Raw genomic sequence first — 16,835 nt, forward strand, 5'->3', positions numbered from 1 at the left:
CGGCCCTTCAGGGGGTTTCCCTGCGGCTTCTCCACAGGACCACGCCGGCCACCAGCAGGACTGCGCCCAGGCCGCCCGCCAGGAGGCCCGCCCAGTCGGAGGCGGCGTCCAGGGCCTTGGGAGTGTCCGGGCCGGGGCCGAAGTACCGGTCGCCGTAGGACGCCGGGCGCAGGTCTTGGGGCTTCAGGCGGGCGGCCGCCGCCAGGGCCGCCGCCGGGTCGATCATGCCGAAGCCGCGGGAGTCGTCGCGGCCGCCCACCGGGGCGTCCCGGGCCGTGTCCTCCAGCAGCCTCTTGACCTGGGCCGGGGCCAGCCGGGGGTGGGCGGCCTTGATCAGGGCCGCCGCGCCGGAGACGAAGGCGGAGGCCGCGCTCGTGCCCCAGCCCTCGTAGTACTTGTGGTCGGGATCCGCGATGACGACGTTCACCCCGGGCGCGCTGACCGCGGCGTACCACCGGCGGGTGGAGAACGCGGCGCGGGTGCCGTACTTGTCCACGGCCGTGGCGGCGATGACGCCCGGGTAGGCGGCCGGGTAGGAGACGTGGTCGCCCTTGTCGCCGCCGTTGCCCGCCGAGGCCACCACGACGACGCCCTTCTTCAGGGCGTACTGCACGGCCTCGTCCTCGCTCGGCTCGGGGTGGGCGGAGTCGGAGTCGTCGCCGAGGGAGAGGTTGATGACGTCGGCACCGTGGTCGGCGGCCCAGCGGATGCCTTCGGCGAGGGCGTCGCCACGGGTGGTGCGGGCCTTGGCACGGGCGGGGTCGCCGTCCTCCAGGATCACGCGGACCGGAAGGATCCTCGCCTGCGGGGCGACACCGAGTACGCCCTCGGTGTCACCGGGGCCGTGGCCGTGACCGGCGATGATGCCGGCCATGGCGGTGCCGTGCCGGGCCCAGGCGCGGTCACCCGGTCCGGCACCGAAGCCGATCATGTCCTTGGCGGGCAGGACGTTGCCGGCGAGGTCGGGGTGGTCGGCCTCGACTCCGGTGTCGAGGACGGCGACCGTGACCCCGCTGCCCTTGGTGGTCCGCCAGGCCTCGGACAGACGCAGCGCGGACAGTCCCCACTGCTGTCCGCGGATGCCGTCGGCGTGCGCGGCGGTGGCCGGCAGCAGGACGAGCGCGCCGGCGAGCAGCAGGCTCGTGCCCGCTCCCCGCGGACCCGGGCGGTCGCGGTGGCCGCGGATCGGACGCCTCATGAGGGTTTCTCCGTGGCCGGGCCGACGATCTGGCGCAGGCGCCGTTCGACGCGGTCGGCCAGGCCCTGCGCCTCGTTGCCGAGGCCGGCCTGGGCCGGTGCCGAGGTGGCGCCGGAGCGGACGGCGTCCGCGGCCGGCTGGGGCGAGTCGACCGTGCGGCCGTCGGCCCAGCCGGAGACCGCGTAGGCGACGACGGGGGCGTCGGTGAGGACGGACACGGTCCAGGTGGCGCGCTGTCGATCGCCGAAGCCGGCCGCCGCGGTGCCCTTGGCCGCGTAAGGCCGGGGCATCAGATCGGCGCGCCGGTCCAAGTGTTGGCCGCGGAAGCGTCCGGCGAGCGCGGACATGGCGGCCGGGTCGGCCTTGGTGAACAACAGGCCGACGGTGGTGACGTAGGTCTGGGTGGCGTCGGTGTAGGTGGCGCGCAGGAGCCGCCGGCAGCCGACCGGGGCGAGGGCCTTGAGGAGCAGCGGGTCGAAGGCGTGGGCGCAGCCGCTGTCCGGGGCGACGGCGATCCGGGTCCAGGTGCGGTCGGCGCCGCCGGGTCCGGCACCGGTGCCCTCGACGGTGGCCGGGAACAACGTGTCGACGGGCGTGCTGTGCCAGAGCGTCCCGGCGCCGGCGTACTCGCCGGCCGAGGGGCGGTCCTCCCCGTCGCCGGTGAGCCAACTCCCGGTGACGGCACCGCCGATGAGCCCGAGGCCGAGCACGAGGCAGGCGGCGGCAGCGGCGGTGCGCGGACGCACCCGCGGGCGCGTCCGCTCGCCGAACGCCTCCGGCTCCCCGAACGACACGGCCGGCCGGCCGGCGCTCCAGGACAGCGCCGGGTCCGGGGCGGCCGAGGAGGCCGGTGACGGGGGGCCGACGGGGCGGGCGGGGGCCGGCGGGCTCCAGGCGCCCGGCCCGGGCCGGGATTCGAGGCGCCCGGTGCCCGCGCCGGAGCCGCCCCGGGCACCGTCCCCGGCCGCGTTCGGCGCACCGCCCACCCGGGCGCCGGCCGTGGGCGCGGGCGTGACGCGAGTACGCCGGTCACCGCCCGGTCCGGCCGGGGCGGGCGGGGTCGCGGGGCGGTCGGGAGTGCGGCCGGGATGCCGGGCGTCCGGTCCCGGGACGGGCGGGGTCGCGGGGCGGTCGGGGGTGCGGCCCGGATGCCGGGCGTCCGGTCCCGGGACGGGCGGGGTCGCGGGGCGGTCGGGGGTGCGGCCCGGATGCCGTACGTCCGGTCCCGGGGCGGGCGGGGTCGTGGGGCGGTCGGGGGTGCGGCCGGCATTCCGGGCGTCCGGTCCCGGGGCGGGCGGGGTCGTGGGGCGGTCGGGGGTGCGGCCCGGATACCGGGCGTCCGGTGCCGGGGCGGGCGGCCGGAGCCGGGTGGTCGTCTCCGAGGAGGCCTGCGCGGGCGCGTCCGGCCGGGGGGCCACGGGCGGGCGCAGCCGGGTGGTGGTCCGGCCGGGGTCGGCCGGACCGGCATCGGCGCGGCGCGCGTCCCGGCCCGCGTTCGGCGGGGCGTCGGGAAAACGGGCGGAGGCGGGCGGCGGAGGCGGGCTCACCGGATCGGCGACCTCGGGCACGGCGAGGTGTCCGAAGACAGCCGTACGGCGCTGACCGCTGTCGTCGGCGACGAAGTCCGCGCCGCCGCCCGTCCCGTAACCGGCGGCGGTCCGGGGCTCGCGGGGGGTGAACACGGAGGGCTCGTCGTCCGGGTCGGCGTCCGAGGCGGCACCGACCGGGCGCGCGGACCCGGGACGGCCGAAGCGGGCGTCGGGACGCGGCCCCTTCGCGGACATCGGTGCGCCCGCGCGGGCGACGCCCGGTGTCTCGTGCGGACGGGCCGGGGCCGGGGTACGGGCCGGGGGTGGGGTCGAGGGGCGGGGCGGGATGGGGGCGTGGCGCGCTTCCGAGCTCATGCACCCCCCGTTTCCTCGCGCCCGGGCCGTCTCCCGTACGCGGACCGCGCTGCTCCTCGGCCTCGCCCGGTGGAAGCTCGCCGCCGGGCACGCATACCCGTACGGCCGGACCGGCTTCCCGGTTCAGCCGGCGCGCCGGGCGGGTCCGCCGTACGTGCGCGTCACTCTACGGGTTGTCCGGGGGTGACGGAGAACCAGTCCGGGGCGTCGGGGCATCTGCCCGGTACGTCCCCCTACCCCGGGGTAATCCCGTCTGGCAGGCTTCCGTCATGACTGCGCTCGCCGCCGACAGGGCCCGTTACGACCGGGCCACCGCCCACCTCGACGCGCCTGTCGCGATCGTGGACCTGGACGCCTTCGACGCCAACGCGGACGATCTGCTCCGCCGGGCCGGCGGCAAGCCGGTCCGGGTCGCCAGCAAGTCGGTTCGCTGCCGTGCCCTGCTGGAGCGCGTGCTGGCCAGGGACGGCTTCCAGGGCATCATGTCCTTCACCCTGGCCGAGTCGCTGTGGCTCGCGCGTTCGGGGTTCGACGACATCCTGCTGGCCTATCCGTCCGCCGACCGCGCCGGGTTCGCGGAACTGGCCGCCGATCCCAAGCTCGCCGGTGCCGTCACCGTACTCGTGGACGACCCCGCCCAGCTCGACCTGATCGACGCGGCCCGGGCCGGGGGTCGTGAAGTGGTGCGGGTCTGCCTGGAGTTGGACACCTCGCTGCGGCTGCTCGGCGGCCGGGTGCGGGTGGGCGCACGGCGCTCCCCGCTCCGCTCGCCCGCTCAACTCGCCGAGCTGGCACGGTCGGTGGTGCGGCGTCCGGGTTTCCGGCTGGTGGGGATCATGGCGTACGAGGGGCACATCGCCGGGGTCGGTGACGCGGTGGCCGGGCGGCCGCTGCGCTCGCGGGCGGTCCGGCTGATGCAGGCCGCGGCCCGGCGGGAGCTGGCCGAGCGGCGGGCGGCCGTGGTGCGCGCGGTGCGCGCGGTCGCCCCCGGCCTGGAGTTCGTCAACGGCGGGGGCACGGGCAGTGTGCAGCACACCGCCGCCGAGGACGCGGTGACGGAGATAGCGGCCGGTTCGGGGCTGTACGTGCCGCGTCTGTTCGACAACTACACGTCCTTCACGGGCCGTCCGGCCGCCCTCTTCGCGCTGCCGGTGGTGCGGCGCCCGGGTGTCGGTGTCGTCACCGTGCTCGGTGGCGGCTATCCGGCGTCCGGGGCCGCCGGTCGTGACCGGCTGCCGGTGCCGTACCTGCCGCGCGGGCTCGCCTACGACCCGCAGGAAGGCCCCGGCGAGGTGCAGACCCCGTTGCTGGGCTCGCCCGCCGACGACCTGCTGATCGGGGACAAGGTGTGGTTCCGGCACGCCAAGGCGGGGGAACTGTGCGAGCGGTTCGACGCCCTGCACCTCGTCGAGGGGGACTCGGTGACGGCGACCGTGCCCACCTATCGGGGCGAGGGACACACCTTCCTGTGAGCGGCCCGCCCGGGGTCCTTCCTTCGGATCCTGCCGGGGCCGCCGTCAGAAGACCGTGTCGGCCTGGTCCGGCACCACGGTGCCGTCGGCGCGCCGGACCGGCCCCGGGGTGCCGTCGGGCGCGGTGTAGGCCGTCGTGGCGCACGGGTACGGCCGCATCCTGCGCGGCAGCGGATCGATGAACATGGGGTTGACCACCCAGCGTCCGTCGGCGTCGTCGTAGGCCCGGCACATCAGTTCCGGCTTGTTCCGGTTGACGACGAGGTGGGCTCCGGTGGCGTCGGCGACGAAGGTGACGTCGGTGTCCGCGTCGCCGCCCGCCAGGGCCGGCCGCAGCTTCCAGGGTTGCCGGCGCCAGGCCCGGGCGCCGTGGACGCCGTAGATCTCCTGGTTGATCCAGCAGCGCTTGCCGTCGATGTAGGGGATGGCGGCGCCCCGGGAGGCGGGGACGCCTCCGCAGCCCTCGTTGCGGGTGGTGATGCGTCCTCGGCCGTCGAGGACCGAGCGGATGGCGATGGTGTGGGCCGCGTCGACACCGATCGCCCGGGACCAGACCTCGGTGATGGGTTTTGAGCCGGCCGAGACGATGTAGACGCGGAACCCGGCCTGCCTGAGCGTGCGGACGAGGTCGCGCTGCTGGTCGTAGTAGCGCACGGAGGCGGGGACCGTGTGGGTGCCGAGGGTGCGGGTCGCGCCGAGCGGCGCGGCGAGGGCCTCGCGGCGGGCGGCGCGGGCGTAGGAGGCGACCTCCGCGGGGGTGCGGCCGGCGAAGAGCTGGGGCACCCAGGCGTACTGCGGCACGGTGCGCCGGTGGTTCCAGTGGCCCGCGAAGGCGGCGGCCCCGCTCATGGTCGTGGCGTTCTCGCGGATCTCGACGATCTCGTCGGTGCAGCGCGGGCGGGCGGAGGTGGGCAGGGGCGTCCCGGCGGCGCCGGTGCCGCAGGCGGTGGTGAGGGCCCGGTCCGCGGCGTCCGTCAGCCAGGCGCCGGTGTCCTTCCAGCGGGCCGGGCGCAGCAGGCGGTCGTGGCGCAGGGCCCAGGAAAGGGTGGCGTCGGTGACGTCGTTCTTGGTGATCGTGTTGTCCCAGTCGAACGCGGCCACCGCGCCCCGGTGCCCGGAGCAGGTACCGCGGGCGTCGATCACCTGTTGCAGACGGGCGCGGTTGTCGCCGTACCAACCGCCGCCCAGGCGGGGGCAGTCGGCCGACGGGGTGGTACCGGGCACCGCGGTCGCGGGGGGCGCGGCCGCCAGGACGGCGGCCGCCGCCAAGGTCCACGCGGAAAGCTGTCGCATACGACGGGGACCGTACACCTCGGGTTCTACAGGGGCGTGACGTACGCGCCGGAGATCCCGCCGTCCACCAGGAAGTCGGTGGCGTTGACGAAGGAGGAGTCGTCGCTGGCCAGGAAGGCGACGGCGGCGGCGATCTCCTCGGCCTGGGCGAACCGTCCGACCGGGATGTGCACCAGGCGCCGGGCGGCCCGCTCCGGGTCCTTGGCGAACAGCTCCCGCAGCAGGGGGGTGTCGACCGGGCCCGGGCACAGGGCGTTGACCCGGATGCCCTCCCTCGCGAACTGCACGCCCAGTTCGCGGGACATGGCGAGCACGCCGCCCTTGGAGGCCGTGTAGGAGATCTGGGAGGTGGCCGCGCCCATCCGGGCCACGAAGGACGCGGTGTTGATGATGGAGCCCTTGCCCTGGCGGCGCATGTAGGGGATGGCCGCCTTGCAGCACAGGTAGACGGAGGTGAGGTTGACCTCCTGGACGCGCTTCCAGGCCTCCAGGCCGGTCTCCAGGATGGAGTCGTCGTCGGGCGGGGAGATGCCGGCGTTGTTGAAGGCGATGTCGACGCTGCCGTAGGTGTCGTAGGCCGTCTTGAACAGCGCCTCGACCTGCTCGGGGTCGGTGACGTCGACCTGTACGAAGAGTCCGCCGACCTCCTCGGCGGCGGCCTTGCCCGCCCTCTCGCCGATGTCCGCGCAGACCACCTGGGCGCCCTCGGCGGCGAGCCGGCGGGCGGTGGCGAGGCCGATGCCGCTGCCGGCACCGGTGACGACGGCGGTACGGCCGGGCAGACGGCGGCAAACGTGGGTGTCGGTCACTGTGCGGGGCCCTCCGTGCTGATGAAGACGTTCTTGGTTTCGGTGAAGGCGGTCAGGGCGTCGGGGCCCAGTTCGCGGCCGAGGCCGGACTGTTTGAAGCCGCCGAAGGGGGTCCAGTAGCGGACGCTGGAGTGGGAGTTCACGGACAGGTTGCCGGCGCGGACGGCCTGGGAGACGCGCAGCGCGCGGCCGACGTCCCGGGTCCAGATCGAGCCGGACAGCCCGTAGGGGGTGTCGTTGGCCAGGCGTACGGCGTCCTGTTCGTCGGTGAAGGGCAGCAGGACGGCGACGGGCCCGAAGATCTCCTCGCGGGCCGCCCGGCCGTCGTGGGGCTCCCCGGTGAGGACGGTCGGCGGGAACCAGAAGCCGGGTCCGTCGGGGGCGCTGCCGCGCAGGGCCGGTGCGTCCTCGGGGACGTAGGACCGTACGCGCTCCAGTTGCCGGGCGGAGATCAGCGGGCCCATCTGGGTCTTCTCGTCGGCCGGGTCGCCGACGACGACGGCGGCGAGGGCGTCGGCGAGGAAGGCGCGGGCCTCCTCGTACACGGACTCCTGGACGAGGATGCGGGTGCGGGCGCAGCAGTCCTGCCCGGCGTTGTCCAGGAAGGAGAACGGGTCGAGGGCGGCTTCGAGGTCGGCGTCGGCGAAGACGACACTCGGGCTCTTGCCGCCCAGTTCGAGGGTGACCGGCTTGACCAGGCGGGCGCAGCGCTCCATGACCTCGCGTCCGGTGCCGGTGGAGCCGGTGAACACGATCTTGGCGACGTCCGGGTGGTCGACCAGAGCGCGTCCGGTGGTGTGGCCGTAGCCGGGCAGCACCTGGAAGAGGTGCTCGGGCAGGCCTGCCTCCAGGGCGAGTTCGGCGAGGCGGAGCGCGGTGAGCGGGGTGGTCTCGGCGGGCTTGAGGACGACCGCGTTGCCGGCGGCGAGCGCCGGGAAGGAGCCCCAGGCGGCGATGGGCATCGGGAAGTTCCAGGGGGCGATCACGCCGACGACGCCGAGGGGTTCGTGGAAGGTGACGTTCCAGCCGCCGGGGGCCGGGATCTGCCGGCCGAGGAGGCGCTCGGTGCCGCCGGCGGCGTACAGCAGCAGGTCGCGGGCGTTGCCGGCCTCCCAGCGGGCGTTGCCGACGGTGTGGCCGGCCTCCCTGACCTCCAGCTGGGCGAGTTCCTCGCGGTGGGCGTCGACGGCATCGGCGAAGCGGCGCAGCAGCCGGGCCCGGTCGGCGGGGGCGAGGGCGGCCCACCGGGTCTGGGCGCGCGCGGCCCGTGCGACGGCGGTGGCCACGTCCTCGGCGGTGGCGGCGGGGACGATGGCGACGACCTGTCCCGTGGCGGGGTCGAGGACCGTCAGCTCGTGCGGGTCGGACACGTGGTGACCTTTCACAGGCGTTCGAAGGAGCGGCGCAGCTCCCAGTCGGTGACCGCCGCGTCGAAGGCCTCCAGCTCGACGCGGGCCATGTTCCGGTAGTGGGCGACCACCTCGTCGCCGAAGGCGGCCCGGGCGATGGGGCTGTTCTCCCACAGCTCGGCGGCCTCGCGCAGGGTGGTCGGCACGTGGTCGTAACCGGCGCTGTAGGCGTTGCCGGAGCACGGCTCGGGCAGTTCCAGCTTCTGCTCGACGCCGTGCAGGCCGGCGGCGACCAGCCCGGCCACGGCGAGGTAGGGGTTCACGTCGCCGCCGGGCAGACGGTTCTCGAAGCGCATCGAGGGGCCGTGGCCGACCACGCGCAGGGCGCAGGTGCGGTTGTCGTGGCCCCAGGCGACGGCGGTGGGGGCGAAGGAGCCGGGCTGGAACCGCTTGTAGGAGTTGATGTTCGGGGCGTAGAGGAGGGAGAAGTCGCGCAGGGCGGCGAGCTGTCCGGCGAGGAAGTGCCGCATCAGGTCGGACATCCCGTCGGGGCCCGCCATCGCGTTGGTGCCGTCGGCGTCGGCGAGCGAGAGGTGGATGTGGCAGGAGTTGCCCTCGCGCTCGTTGTACTTGGCCATGAAGGTGATCGAGACGCCTTCCTGGGCGGCGATCTCCTTGGCCCCGGTCTTGTACAGGGCGTGCTGGTCGCAGGTGCGCAGGGCCTCGTCGTAGCGGAAGGCGATCTCGTGCTGGCCGGGGTTGCACTCGCCCTTGGCCGACTCCACGGTGAGGCCGGCGCCGGCCATGTCGTTGCGCAGGCGGCGCAGCAGGGGTTCGATGCGGCCGGTGCCGAGGATGGAGTAGTCGACGTTGTACTGGTTGGCCGGGGTCAGGTTCCGGTAGTTCGCGTCCCAGGCCTGCTCGTAGCTGTCCTTGAAGACGATGAACTCCAGCTCGGTGCCGGCCTGGGCGGTGTAGCCGAGTTCGGCGAGCCGGTCCAGCTGGCGGCGCAGGATCTGGCGCGGGGCGGCGACGACCGGGGCGCCGTCGTTCCAGGCGAGGTCGGCGACGAGCAGGGCGGTGCCGGGGTGCCAGGGGACGCGGCGCAGGGTGGCGGTGTCGGGGCGCATGGCGAAGTCGCCGTAGCCGCGGTCCCAGGAGGACATGGCGTAGCCGTCGACCGTGTTCATCTCGGTGTCGACGGCGAGCAGGTAGTTGCAGCCCTCGGTGCCGTGGCGCAGGACCTCGTCGAGGAAGAAGCGCGCGGCGAACCGCTTCCCCTGGAGGCGCCCTTGCATGTCGGGGAAGGCCAGGACGACAGTGTCGATCTCACCGCTCGCGACGAGGGCGTGCAGTTCCTCGACGCTGAGCGGGGCGGTGCGGTCTGCCACGGGAGAGCCTCCTTCGGCGCTTTCGCGCTTTTTTCGGCCGGGCCGGCAGCCATAAGGTATTGCGGAGAACCATTGCTTGGGAAGGGGGTAGGGCGAATGTCGCGGGAGACGGAGTGGCAACAGGCGCACGCGCGGGGGCTGGACGACCGGCTCGCTCCGGTGCTGCGGCCGGTGCGGGCGGGCAACGGCTTCGAGGAGGCGCTGGAGCAGATCCTCCAGGTCGTCCGGCTCGGCCTGGTGCCGGGCGGCGAGCGGCTGCCTGCCGAGCGGGAGCTGGCGGAGCGGCTGGGCATCAGCCGGGTGACCCTGCGCGAGGTGCTGAAGGTGCTCCAGGACCAGGGACTGGTGGAGGCGCGGCGCGGACGGTACGGCGGAACGTTCGTGCGGCCCCGCGCGGACGCGGGCGGCGAGGACGAGCTGCGCCGGCGGATCAGCGCGGTCGACATCGAGGACGTGCTGCGTTTCCGTGAGGTGCTGGAGGTGGGGGCGGCCGGGCTGTGCGCGGCGCACGGGCTGACCGAGGAGCAGGCCGGCCGGCTGCGGGAGGCGCTGGACCGCACCCACGAGGCCCCGCTCGCCGACTACCGCCGGCTCGACACGCTGCTGCATCTGACGCTCGCCGAGCTGTGCGGTTCGCCGACGCTGACCGCGCAGTACGCGGCGGTCCGGGCCACGGTCAACGACCTGCTCGACTGCATCCCGCTGCTGGTGCGCAACCTCGAGCACTCCCAGCGGCAGCACACCGCGCTGGTGGAGGCGGTGCTGGACGGGGACGCCGACGGGGCCCGGGAGATGATGCGCGAGCACTGCGCGGGTACGGCGGCCCTGCTGCGGGGCTTCCTGGCCTAGCCCGGGTTCTGCAAAGGTATGGAGGTGCACCTTTGACTTCCAGGGAGGGCGGCATGGCCGTACGACCACTGATCGGTGTGAGCACGTATCTGGAGACCGGCGCGCGCTGGGGCGTGTGGGAGCTGGCGGCGGCGCTGCTGCCGGCCGCCTATCCCCGGCTGGTGCAGGGGGCCGGGGGGCTCGCGGCGATGCTGCCGCCGGACGCGCCGCGGCACGCGGAGGCCACCGTCGCCCGGCTCGACGCGCTGGTGATCGCGGGCGGCCCGGACGTCGATCCGGCCCGGTACGGCGCCGAGCGCTCGCCGCGTACGGGCCCGCCGGCACCGGAGCGGGACGCCTGGGAGCTGGCCCTGATCGAGGCGGCCCTGGCGGCCCGGGTGCCGCTGCTGGGGGTCTGCCGGGGCATGCAGCTGCTCAACGTCGCCCTCGGCGGCACCCTGGTCCAGCACCTGGACGGGCACGCGGAGACGGTCGGCGTGTTCGGCGGGCACCCGGTGAAGCCGGTACCCGGGACGCGCTACGCCGGGATCGTCCCGGAGGAGCTGATGGTGCCGACGTACCACCATCAGGCGGTGGAGCGGCTCGGCGATCGGCTGGTGCCCTCCGCCTACGCCGCGGACGGCACCGTGGAGGCGGTCGAGCTGCCCGCGGAGCGGGGCTGGGCGCTGGGGGTGCAGTGGCACCCGGAGATGGGCGAGGACCTGCGGGTGATGCGGGCCCTGGTCACAGCCGCCTCCTGAGCCGGACCGGCGCGTTCGCCGCGCGGGCACACGGGGATCGCCCCGGACATCCGCGTCCCCCTGGCCCCCTCCCTACCCCCGTGTCAGCGACAGCAGTTCCCGGGCGGGTCCCGTGGGCCGGTGCCCGGTCGGCCAGACCGCGCGCAGGGCGCGGCGCAGGGCGATGCCCTCCACCGGCACGCTCACCAGGCGCCGCATCGCCAGCTCCTCCCCCACCGCCAGTTCGCTGAGCACCGAGGGGCCCGCGCCGCTGACCGCCGACGCCTTGACCGCCGTGGTCGAGGACAGCTCGATCAGGGGGCGGGCCAGTCCGCCGAGCGCCGCGTCCAGGACCTGCCGGGTGCCGGAGCCCCGCTCGCGCAGGATGAGCGGGGTCGCCGCGAGCTCCTCCGCCGTCACCGGGCGCCTGCGGCGGGCCCAGGGGTGCCCGGGGGCGGTGACGACGATCAGCCGGTCGTGGGCGATCACCGTGGAGTCCAGGCCGGTCGGCACCGACAGCCCCTCCACGAAGCCGAGGTCCGCCTCACCGGAGAGCAGCAGCTCGGCGACCTTCGCCGAGTTGCCCGCGAGCAGCGAGACGGCCGTGTCGGGGCGCGCGGCGTGCAGCGCCAGGAGCCAGCCGGGCAGCAGGTACTCGGCGATGGTCATGCTGGCCGCGACCCGCAGCCGGGAGTCGCGGGTGTCCCGCAGGGCCCGCGCGCCCGCGTCGAAGGCCGCCGCCGCCTCCACGACCCGCCGGGCCCAGTCCGTCACCAGCGCCCCCGCGTCGGTGAGCCGGGAACCGCGGGGCGAGCGGTCCACCAGGGCCACGCCCAGCTGGCGTTCCATCGAGCGCAGCCGGGCGCTCGCGGCGGGCTGGGTGACGCCGACCTCCCGCGCCGCGGCACCGAGGCTGCCCAGCCGGGCCACCGCGAGCAGCAGTTCCAACGCGGCCAGGTCCGGCACCCGGTGGGCCAGTGACCGAGTGCGCTCGCGCCGCCCCTCCATCTCACTCATAAGGACAGCTTATGCCCTCATAGCAATGAACTCCCTGGTCAGGGCAGCACATCGCCGGAAGGGTTGAGCCATGGTCACCGCAGCCCACCCCGTGTCCGTGCCCGTCGTCGCCCCCGCCGCCCGGCTCCGGCACCTCGGCCCCAACTGGTACGCCGCCGTCATGGGCACCGCCGTCGTCGGCTCGGCCGGCACCGCGCTGCCCTGGGACGGGCCCGGACCGCGCGGTGTCCTCGCGGGGTTCTGGGCCCTGTCGCTGCTGGCGCTCACAGCCCTGCTGGCCGCCCGGGCCCTGCACTGGAACCGCCACGGCGAGCAGGCCCGTGCCCAGCTCCTCGACCCCGCCATGGCGCCCTTCCACGGCTGTCTGGCCATGGCCCTGCTGGCGGTGGGCGGCGGCGCCATGACCGCCGGCCGGCCCCTGCTCGGCACGAGGGCGGCCGTCGCTCTGGACGGCGTGCTGTTCACCGCCGGTACGGCCGTCGGGCTCGCGGCCGCCGTCGCCGTGCCGTATCTGATGGCCGTACGGCACCGGATCGAGCCCTCCCAGGCCACCCCGGTGTGGCTGCTGCCGCTGGTCGCGCCCATGGTGTCGGCCTCGCTCGGCCCCCTGCTCGTGCCGCATCTGCCGCCGGGTCAGCCCCGCGAGACCATGCTGCTGGGCTCTCTGGCGCTGTTCGGGCTGAGCCTGTTCGCCGTGCTGCTGATGCTGCCGCTCGTCTTCGGCCGGCTGATCGTGCACGGTGCGCTGCCGCTCGCGCTCACCCCGACCCTGTTCCTGGTCCTCGGCCCGCTCGGCCAGTCCACCACCGCCCTCGGGCAGATCGCGGACGCCGCTCCCGGTGTCGTCCCCGCCCCCTACGACACCGGCCTGAGGGTGTTCGCCGTGCTGTACGGGGTGCCGGTCATGGGCTTCGCGCTGCTGTGGCTGGCGCTGGCGACCGCGCACGTGGTGCGGGCCCGGCGCCGGGGCATGGGGTTCGCGATGACCTGGTGGGCGTTCACCTTCCCGGTGGGCACGTGTGTCACCGGTGCCGCGGCGCTGGCCCGGCACACCGCGCTGGCCGGATACGAGGCCTTGGCCGTCGCGCTGTACGCGGTGCTCGTCGCGGCCTGGGTCGCGGCCGCCGGCGGCACCCTGCGCGGTCTGCTCAGCGGCGAGCTGCTCGCAGGGCCTCGGCCAGCACCCGCGGCGCTCGCGCCAGCGAGGGGCCGTACCAGGTCAGATGGCGTCCGCTGACCAGCGCGCAGGGCAGCCCGGGGAAGGCCTCGGGGCCGTCGTCGGCGGTGAAGCGGTAGGGCTCGTCGGGGAGGACCACCAGGTCCGGGGCGGCCGCGCGGAGTTCCTCCAGGGGGACGCGGGGGTAGCGCTCGGTGTGGGCGGCGCAGAGCTGACCGACACCCAGCCTTGCCAGGACGTCACCGGCGAAGGTGTCCCGGCCGAGGACCATCCAGGGGCGGCGCCAGATCGGCACGACGGCCCTCGCGCGGCCCCCGACGCCGGGCGGCGAGGCCCAGGCCGCCTCCGCCTCGTCCAGCCAGCGTGGGCGGCCGCGCGCACCGCAGGCGGTCAGGACCCGGTCCAGCTCCGTCCAGGCCTGTGGCACGGTGCGCACCTCGGTGACCAGCACGTCCAGGCCGGCGGCGCGCAGGGCGTCGAGGTCGGGCGCGCGGTTCTCCTCCTCGTTGGCGATCACGAGGTCGGGGGCGAGCGCCACGATCCGGTCCACCCGCGGGTTCTTCGTGCCGCCGATCCGGGTGACGTCCAGGTCCACCGGACGGGCGCACCAGTCGGTGGCGCCCACCAGGACCCCGGGAAGCGTCTCGGCCACCGCCTCCGTCAGCGACGGCACCAGCGAGACGACCCGCATCAGCGGGTGCGGTCCTGGACCGCCTCGATGTGCTCCGCGACCGCGACCACCACGACCCGGGTGTCCGGGACCGTGGCCCGCCAGCGGTGTCGGACACCGCCGGTCAGATACAGGGTGTCGCCGCGGCCGAGACGGTAGGCGCGGCCCTCGGCCTCGATCTCCACGGCGCCGTCGGCGACGTACATCAACTCGTCGTTGCGGTGCTGGAACTCGCGCCCGGCGTCATGGTCACCGGTGAACTCGGAGGCGTGCAGCTGATGGTGGCCGCGCACCAGGGATCGGGTCCGGGCGTCGAAGTCGCCCTCGGCGACCGGCTCGGCACGGACGACGTCCACGCTGGCGGCCGGGTCGGCGGCGGCGAGGAGTTCGACGGCCGTGGTGCGCAGGGCGTCGGCCAGCTTCTCCAGGGAGCCGCTGCTGGGGCGGGCCCGGTCGTTCTCGACCTGGCTGAGGAAGGGCACCGACAGACCGGTGCGCTCGGCGACGGCCGCGAGAGTCAGCTCCAGCGCACGGCGGCGCCGCCGGACGGCCGCGCCCACCCGTACGGGCTGCTGGTCTTTGTGGTCGCCCATCGCTCCGGCTCCCTCCCTCGCTCGTCGTGCCTCTGTCCGGGTGCCCCTCGGGAGGCACACCTCTCCCGATGACTTCCGCTCGCCCTGTCCTCGCGGAGGCACAGCTCGTCCGATGACTTCTCTGCACCCTACGCATGTTCGGCGAACGGTTTCACTCGACGGCCATATCCCTGACATGCCCACGGGCCGCCACCCCACGGTTCACGCCAGTCCGCCGGGGCGCGTACCCGTGGGGCACATGGTCCCCCATGAGGATGAATATGCCGACCAGCTGGGCCTGTGACCCCGCTCCAGGCCATGGTTCGTCACGCACGGTGTTTGGCCGAATTGGCTCCGTGTGCGGACGCCACGAGGGGAGGACGGTCCTTACACCCATCGGCGTCGGCGTCACCGGCCCCTCGGCAGGCGGTCCGGGGCCGATCAAGTCACCCGGCTTCGGCGGTACGGCATGATGCGAGCGTGACCGGACGACTCATGCTTCTCGATGCCGCCTCGCTGTACTTCCGCGCCTATTTCGGCGTGCCGGACTCCGTGAAGGCGCCGGACGGCGCGCCCGTCAACGCCGTGCGCGGACTGCTGGACTTCATCGACCGGCTGGTCAAGGACCACCGGCCGGACCGGCTGGTGGCCTGTATGGACGCCGACTGGCGGCCGCAATGGCGGGTCGATCTCATCCCCACCTACAAGGCCCACCGGGTCGCCGAGGCGCACGAGGGCGCACCGGACGAGGAGGAGGTGCCGGACACGCTCTCCCCGCAGGTACCGGTGATCGAGGACGTGCTGGACGCGCTCGGGATCGCGCGCGTCGGGGTCGCCGGCTACGAGGCGGACGACGTGATCGGGACGTTCACGGCGCGCGCGGACGGCCCGGTGGACATCGTCACCGGCGACCGCGACCTGTACCAGCTGGTGGACGACGCCCGCGGGGTGCGCGTGCTGTACCCGCTCAAGGGCGTGGGCACGCTGCAGCTGACGGACGAGTCGGTCCTGCGCGAGAAGTATGGCGTCGACGGGGCTGGGTACGTGGATCTGGCGCTGCTGCGCGGCGACCCGAGCGACGGCCTGCCGGGCGTGCCCGGCATCGGCGAGAAGACGGCCGCCAAGCTGCTGGCCGAGTTCGGCGACCTGGCCGGGATCATGACGGCGGTCGAGGACCCGAGGTCGAGGCTCACGCCGTCGCAGCGCAAGCGGCTCACCGAGGCCCGGCCGTATGTCGCGGTCGCGCCGAAGGTGGTGCGGGTGGCCGACGACGTGCCGCTCCCGGACGTCGACACCGCCCTGCCGCACACACCGCGCGACCCGGCGGCGCTGGAGGAGTTGGCGAAGCGGTGGGGGCTCGGCGGCTCCCTGCAGCGGTTGCTGAGCACGCTGGAGAAGTGATCTTGGCCGGAACATGGCGGCGAAAGGCTGACATCGATCCCGACGAGTGGGGTGCCGAGGCGAAGTGGGATGCTAACTTAGGTAAACCTAACCAATTTCGCAGGAGGCCGTGATGGCAGAGCGTCCGGGACGAAAGCCGCGCAAGGTCCATACCGCCCAGGTGGTGCGTACCGAGCGGCTCACCCCGCACATGCAGCGCGTGGTGCTCAGCGGGACGGGCCTCGCCGGATTCGCGGCGGACACCTGCACCGACCACTATGTGAAGCTGCTGTTCGGCCCCCCTGGCGTCACCTACCCGACCCCCTTCGACCTGGAGCGGATCCGGGCGGAGTATCCGCGCGAGCAGTGGCCGGTGACCCGGACCTACACCGTGCGCGCCTGGGACCCCGAACACCGCGAACTCACCCTGGACTTCGTGATCCACGGCGACGAGGGCCTGGCCGGACCGTGGGCCATCCACGCCCGGCCCGGCGAAACGATCCACTTCATGGGCCCCGGCGGCGCCTACACCCCCGACCCGGACGCCGACTGGCATCTGCTCGTCGGCGACGAGAGCGCGCTGCCCGCGATCGCCCGCGCCCTGGAGACGCTGCCCGCCGCCGCCCGCGCCCACGCCTTCGTCGAGATCTCGGGCCCCGAGGAGGAGCAGAAGATCGACTCCGAGGTGCAGGTCGGCTGGCTGCACCGCGGCGACCGACCGGTCGGCGAGGCCCTCCTGGAGGCCGTACGGTCGCTGGAGTTCCCCGAGGGCCGGCTGCACGCGTTCGTGCACGGCGAGGCGGGCTTCGTGAAGGAACTGCGCCGGATGCTCCGCGTCGAGCTGCAGATCCCGCGCGAGGACCTCTCCATCTCCGGCTACTGGCGCCTCGGCCACGACGAGGACGGCTGGCAGGCCTCCAAGCGGGAGTGGAACGCCCGTATCGAGGCCGAGCAGGAAGGCCGCCCGGCGGCCGCGTGAGCGAACCCGGAGCGGCGGCACCCGGCGGGTGCCGCCGCTCTCGTGCGTCCGGCGGC

General features: G+C 74.6%; 15 protein-coding genes. 6 read left to right on the forward strand and 9 right to left on the reverse strand.

Features of this window, described 5'->3' with window-relative positions; all coding sequences use genetic code 11:
- Window positions 1-7: 7 nt before the first annotated feature.
- Window positions 8-1,198, reverse strand: a complete 1,191-nt coding sequence (gene mycP / locus ACIBA9_RS21020; RefSeq protein WP_399364971.1) for a type VII secretion-associated serine protease mycosin — start codon at window positions 1,196-1,198, stop codon at window positions 8-10.
- Window positions 1,195-3,102, reverse strand: coding sequence for a hypothetical protein (locus ACIBA9_RS21025; RefSeq protein ID WP_399364973.1), 1,908 nt, complete (start codon window positions 3,100-3,102; stop codon window positions 1,195-1,197). Before ACIBA9_RS21025 ends, mycP begins: the two co-directional genes overlap by 4 nt.
- A gap of 269 nt (window positions 3,103-3,371) precedes the next feature.
- Between ACIBA9_RS21025 and ACIBA9_RS21030 the strand changes: the two genes are divergently transcribed.
- Window positions 3,372-4,574 (forward strand): amino acid deaminase/aldolase, encoded by a 1,203-nt coding sequence (locus ACIBA9_RS21030; RefSeq protein ID WP_399364976.1) that lies wholly within the window; start codon window positions 3,372-3,374, stop codon window positions 4,572-4,574.
- 45 nt (window positions 4,575-4,619) lie between these two features.
- On the opposite strand, the gene ACIBA9_RS21035 is transcribed toward ACIBA9_RS21030, so the two are convergent.
- The 4 genes from ACIBA9_RS21035 to ACIBA9_RS21050 are packed head-to-tail and all read right to left on the reverse strand — an operon-like array spanning window position 4,620 to window position 9,416.
- The gene (locus ACIBA9_RS21035; protein ID WP_399364979.1) at window positions 4,620-5,867 is read right to left on the reverse strand and encodes a haloacid dehalogenase-like hydrolase; all 1,248 of its coding nucleotides are present in this window, start codon (window positions 5,865-5,867) and stop codon (window positions 4,620-4,622) included.
- Window positions 5,868-5,893: 26 nt separating this feature from the next.
- Window positions 5,894-6,676 (reverse strand): 3-oxoacyl-ACP reductase, encoded by a 783-nt coding sequence (locus ACIBA9_RS21040; protein ID WP_399364982.1) that lies wholly within the window; start codon window positions 6,674-6,676, stop codon window positions 5,894-5,896.
- A complete protein-coding gene (locus ACIBA9_RS21045) occupies window positions 6,673-8,046 on the reverse strand; it encodes an aldehyde dehydrogenase family protein (protein WP_399364984.1) in 1,374 nt (457 codons plus the stop codon). The genes ACIBA9_RS21040 and ACIBA9_RS21045 overlap by 4 nt, the downstream gene beginning before the upstream one ends.
- Before the next feature lie 11 nt (window positions 8,047-8,057).
- On the reverse strand, window positions 8,058-9,416 hold the full coding sequence (locus tag ACIBA9_RS21050; protein ID WP_399364986.1) for a glutamine synthetase family protein: 1,359 nt from the start codon (window positions 9,414-9,416) through the stop codon (window positions 8,058-8,060).
- A gap of 96 nt (window positions 9,417-9,512) precedes the next feature.
- On the opposite strand from ACIBA9_RS21050, the gene ACIBA9_RS21055 reads away from it, so the two are divergent.
- Both ACIBA9_RS21055 and ACIBA9_RS21060 read left to right on the forward strand, forming a co-directional pair.
- Complete coding sequence (locus ACIBA9_RS21055) at window positions 9,513-10,265, forward strand: FCD domain-containing protein (RefSeq protein WP_362160146.1); 753 nt, start codon at window positions 9,513-9,515, stop codon at window positions 10,263-10,265.
- A gap of 53 nt (window positions 10,266-10,318) precedes the next feature.
- Complete coding sequence (locus tag ACIBA9_RS21060; protein WP_399364988.1) at window positions 10,319-11,005, forward strand: gamma-glutamyl-gamma-aminobutyrate hydrolase family protein; 687 nt, start codon at window positions 10,319-10,321, stop codon at window positions 11,003-11,005.
- 72 nt (window positions 11,006-11,077) lie between these two features.
- On the opposite strand, the gene ACIBA9_RS21065 is transcribed toward ACIBA9_RS21060, so the two are convergent.
- The gene (locus ACIBA9_RS21065) at window positions 11,078-12,001 is read right to left on the reverse strand and encodes a LysR family transcriptional regulator (protein ID WP_399364990.1); all 924 of its coding nucleotides are present in this window, start codon (window positions 11,999-12,001) and stop codon (window positions 11,078-11,080) included.
- Window positions 12,002-12,071: 70 nt separating this feature from the next.
- On the opposite strand from ACIBA9_RS21065, the gene ACIBA9_RS21070 reads away from it, so the two are divergent.
- Window positions 12,072-13,238 (forward strand): TDT family transporter, encoded by a 1,167-nt coding sequence (locus ACIBA9_RS21070; RefSeq protein ID WP_399364992.1) that lies wholly within the window; start codon window positions 12,072-12,074, stop codon window positions 13,236-13,238.
- Here the strand turns inward: ACIBA9_RS21070 and ACIBA9_RS21075 are convergent.
- Together ACIBA9_RS21075 and ACIBA9_RS21080 are read right to left on the reverse strand one after the other, a co-directional pair.
- Window positions 13,150-13,869 (reverse strand): helical backbone metal receptor, encoded by a 720-nt coding sequence (locus ACIBA9_RS21075; RefSeq protein ID WP_399364994.1) that lies wholly within the window; start codon window positions 13,867-13,869, stop codon window positions 13,150-13,152. The genes ACIBA9_RS21070 and ACIBA9_RS21075 overlap by 89 nt on opposite strands.
- Window positions 13,869-14,441: an XRE family transcriptional regulator gene (locus ACIBA9_RS21080; protein ID WP_362160158.1), complete on the reverse strand. Its 573-nt coding sequence runs from the start codon at window positions 14,439-14,441 to the stop codon at window positions 13,869-13,871. Before ACIBA9_RS21080 ends, ACIBA9_RS21075 begins: the two co-directional genes overlap by 1 nt.
- A gap of 459 nt (window positions 14,442-14,900) precedes the next feature.
- Here ACIBA9_RS21080 and ACIBA9_RS21085 point away from each other — a divergent pair, with 459 nt between their 5' ends.
- Window positions 14,901-15,821, forward strand: coding sequence for a 5'-3' exonuclease H3TH domain-containing protein (locus ACIBA9_RS21085; RefSeq protein ID WP_399364998.1), 921 nt, complete (start codon window positions 14,901-14,903; stop codon window positions 15,819-15,821).
- A 112-nt stretch (window positions 15,822-15,933) separates the two neighbouring features.
- Window positions 15,934-16,779: a siderophore-interacting protein gene (locus ACIBA9_RS21090; protein WP_399365001.1), complete on the forward strand. Its 846-nt coding sequence runs from the start codon at window positions 15,934-15,936 to the stop codon at window positions 16,777-16,779.
- Window positions 16,780-16,835 lie beyond the last annotated feature (56 nt).

Origin of the sequence: Streptomyces sp. NPDC051452 (assembly GCF_044454765.1) — a bacterium.
Classification (GTDB): Bacteria; Actinomycetota; Actinomycetes; order Streptomycetales; family Streptomycetaceae; genus Streptomyces.

What these genes read in the sequence shown, in the direction of transcription:
- ACIBA9_RS21065 (WP_399364990.1), bottom strand. Translation starts at nt 12,001, where the DNA reads ATGAGTGAGATGGAGGGGCGGCGCGAGCGCACTCGGTCACTGGCCCAC.
- ACIBA9_RS21025 (WP_399364973.1), bottom strand. Translation starts at nt 3,102, where the DNA reads ATGAGCTCGGAAGCGCGCCACGCCCCCATCCCGCCCCGCCCCTCGACC.
- ACIBA9_RS21075 (WP_399364994.1), bottom strand. Translation starts at nt 13,869, where the DNA reads ATGCGGGTCGTCTCGCTGGTGCCGTCGCTGACGGAGGCGGTGGCCGAG.
- ACIBA9_RS21030 (WP_399364976.1), top strand. Translation starts at nt 3,372, where the DNA reads ATGACTGCGCTCGCCGCCGACAGGGCCCGTTACGACCGGGCCACCGCC.
- ACIBA9_RS21035 (WP_399364979.1), bottom strand. Translation starts at nt 5,867, where the DNA reads ATGCGACAGCTTTCCGCGTGGACCTTGGCGGCGGCCGCCGTCCTGGCG.
- ACIBA9_RS21055 (WP_362160146.1), top strand. Translation starts at nt 9,513, where the DNA reads ATGTCGCGGGAGACGGAGTGGCAACAGGCGCACGCGCGGGGGCTGGAC.
- mycP (WP_399364971.1), bottom strand. Translation starts at nt 1,198, where the DNA reads ATGAGGCGTCCGATCCGCGGCCACCGCGACCGCCCGGGTCCGCGGGGA.
- ACIBA9_RS21080 (WP_362160158.1), bottom strand. Translation starts at nt 14,441, where the DNA reads ATGGGCGACCACAAAGACCAGCAGCCCGTACGGGTGGGCGCGGCCGTC.
- ACIBA9_RS21060 (WP_399364988.1), top strand. Translation starts at nt 10,319, where the DNA reads ATGGCCGTACGACCACTGATCGGTGTGAGCACGTATCTGGAGACCGGC.
- ACIBA9_RS21090 (WP_399365001.1), top strand. Translation starts at nt 15,934, where the DNA reads ATGGCAGAGCGTCCGGGACGAAAGCCGCGCAAGGTCCATACCGCCCAG.
- ACIBA9_RS21070 (WP_399364992.1), top strand. Translation starts at nt 12,072, where the DNA reads ATGGTCACCGCAGCCCACCCCGTGTCCGTGCCCGTCGTCGCCCCCGCC.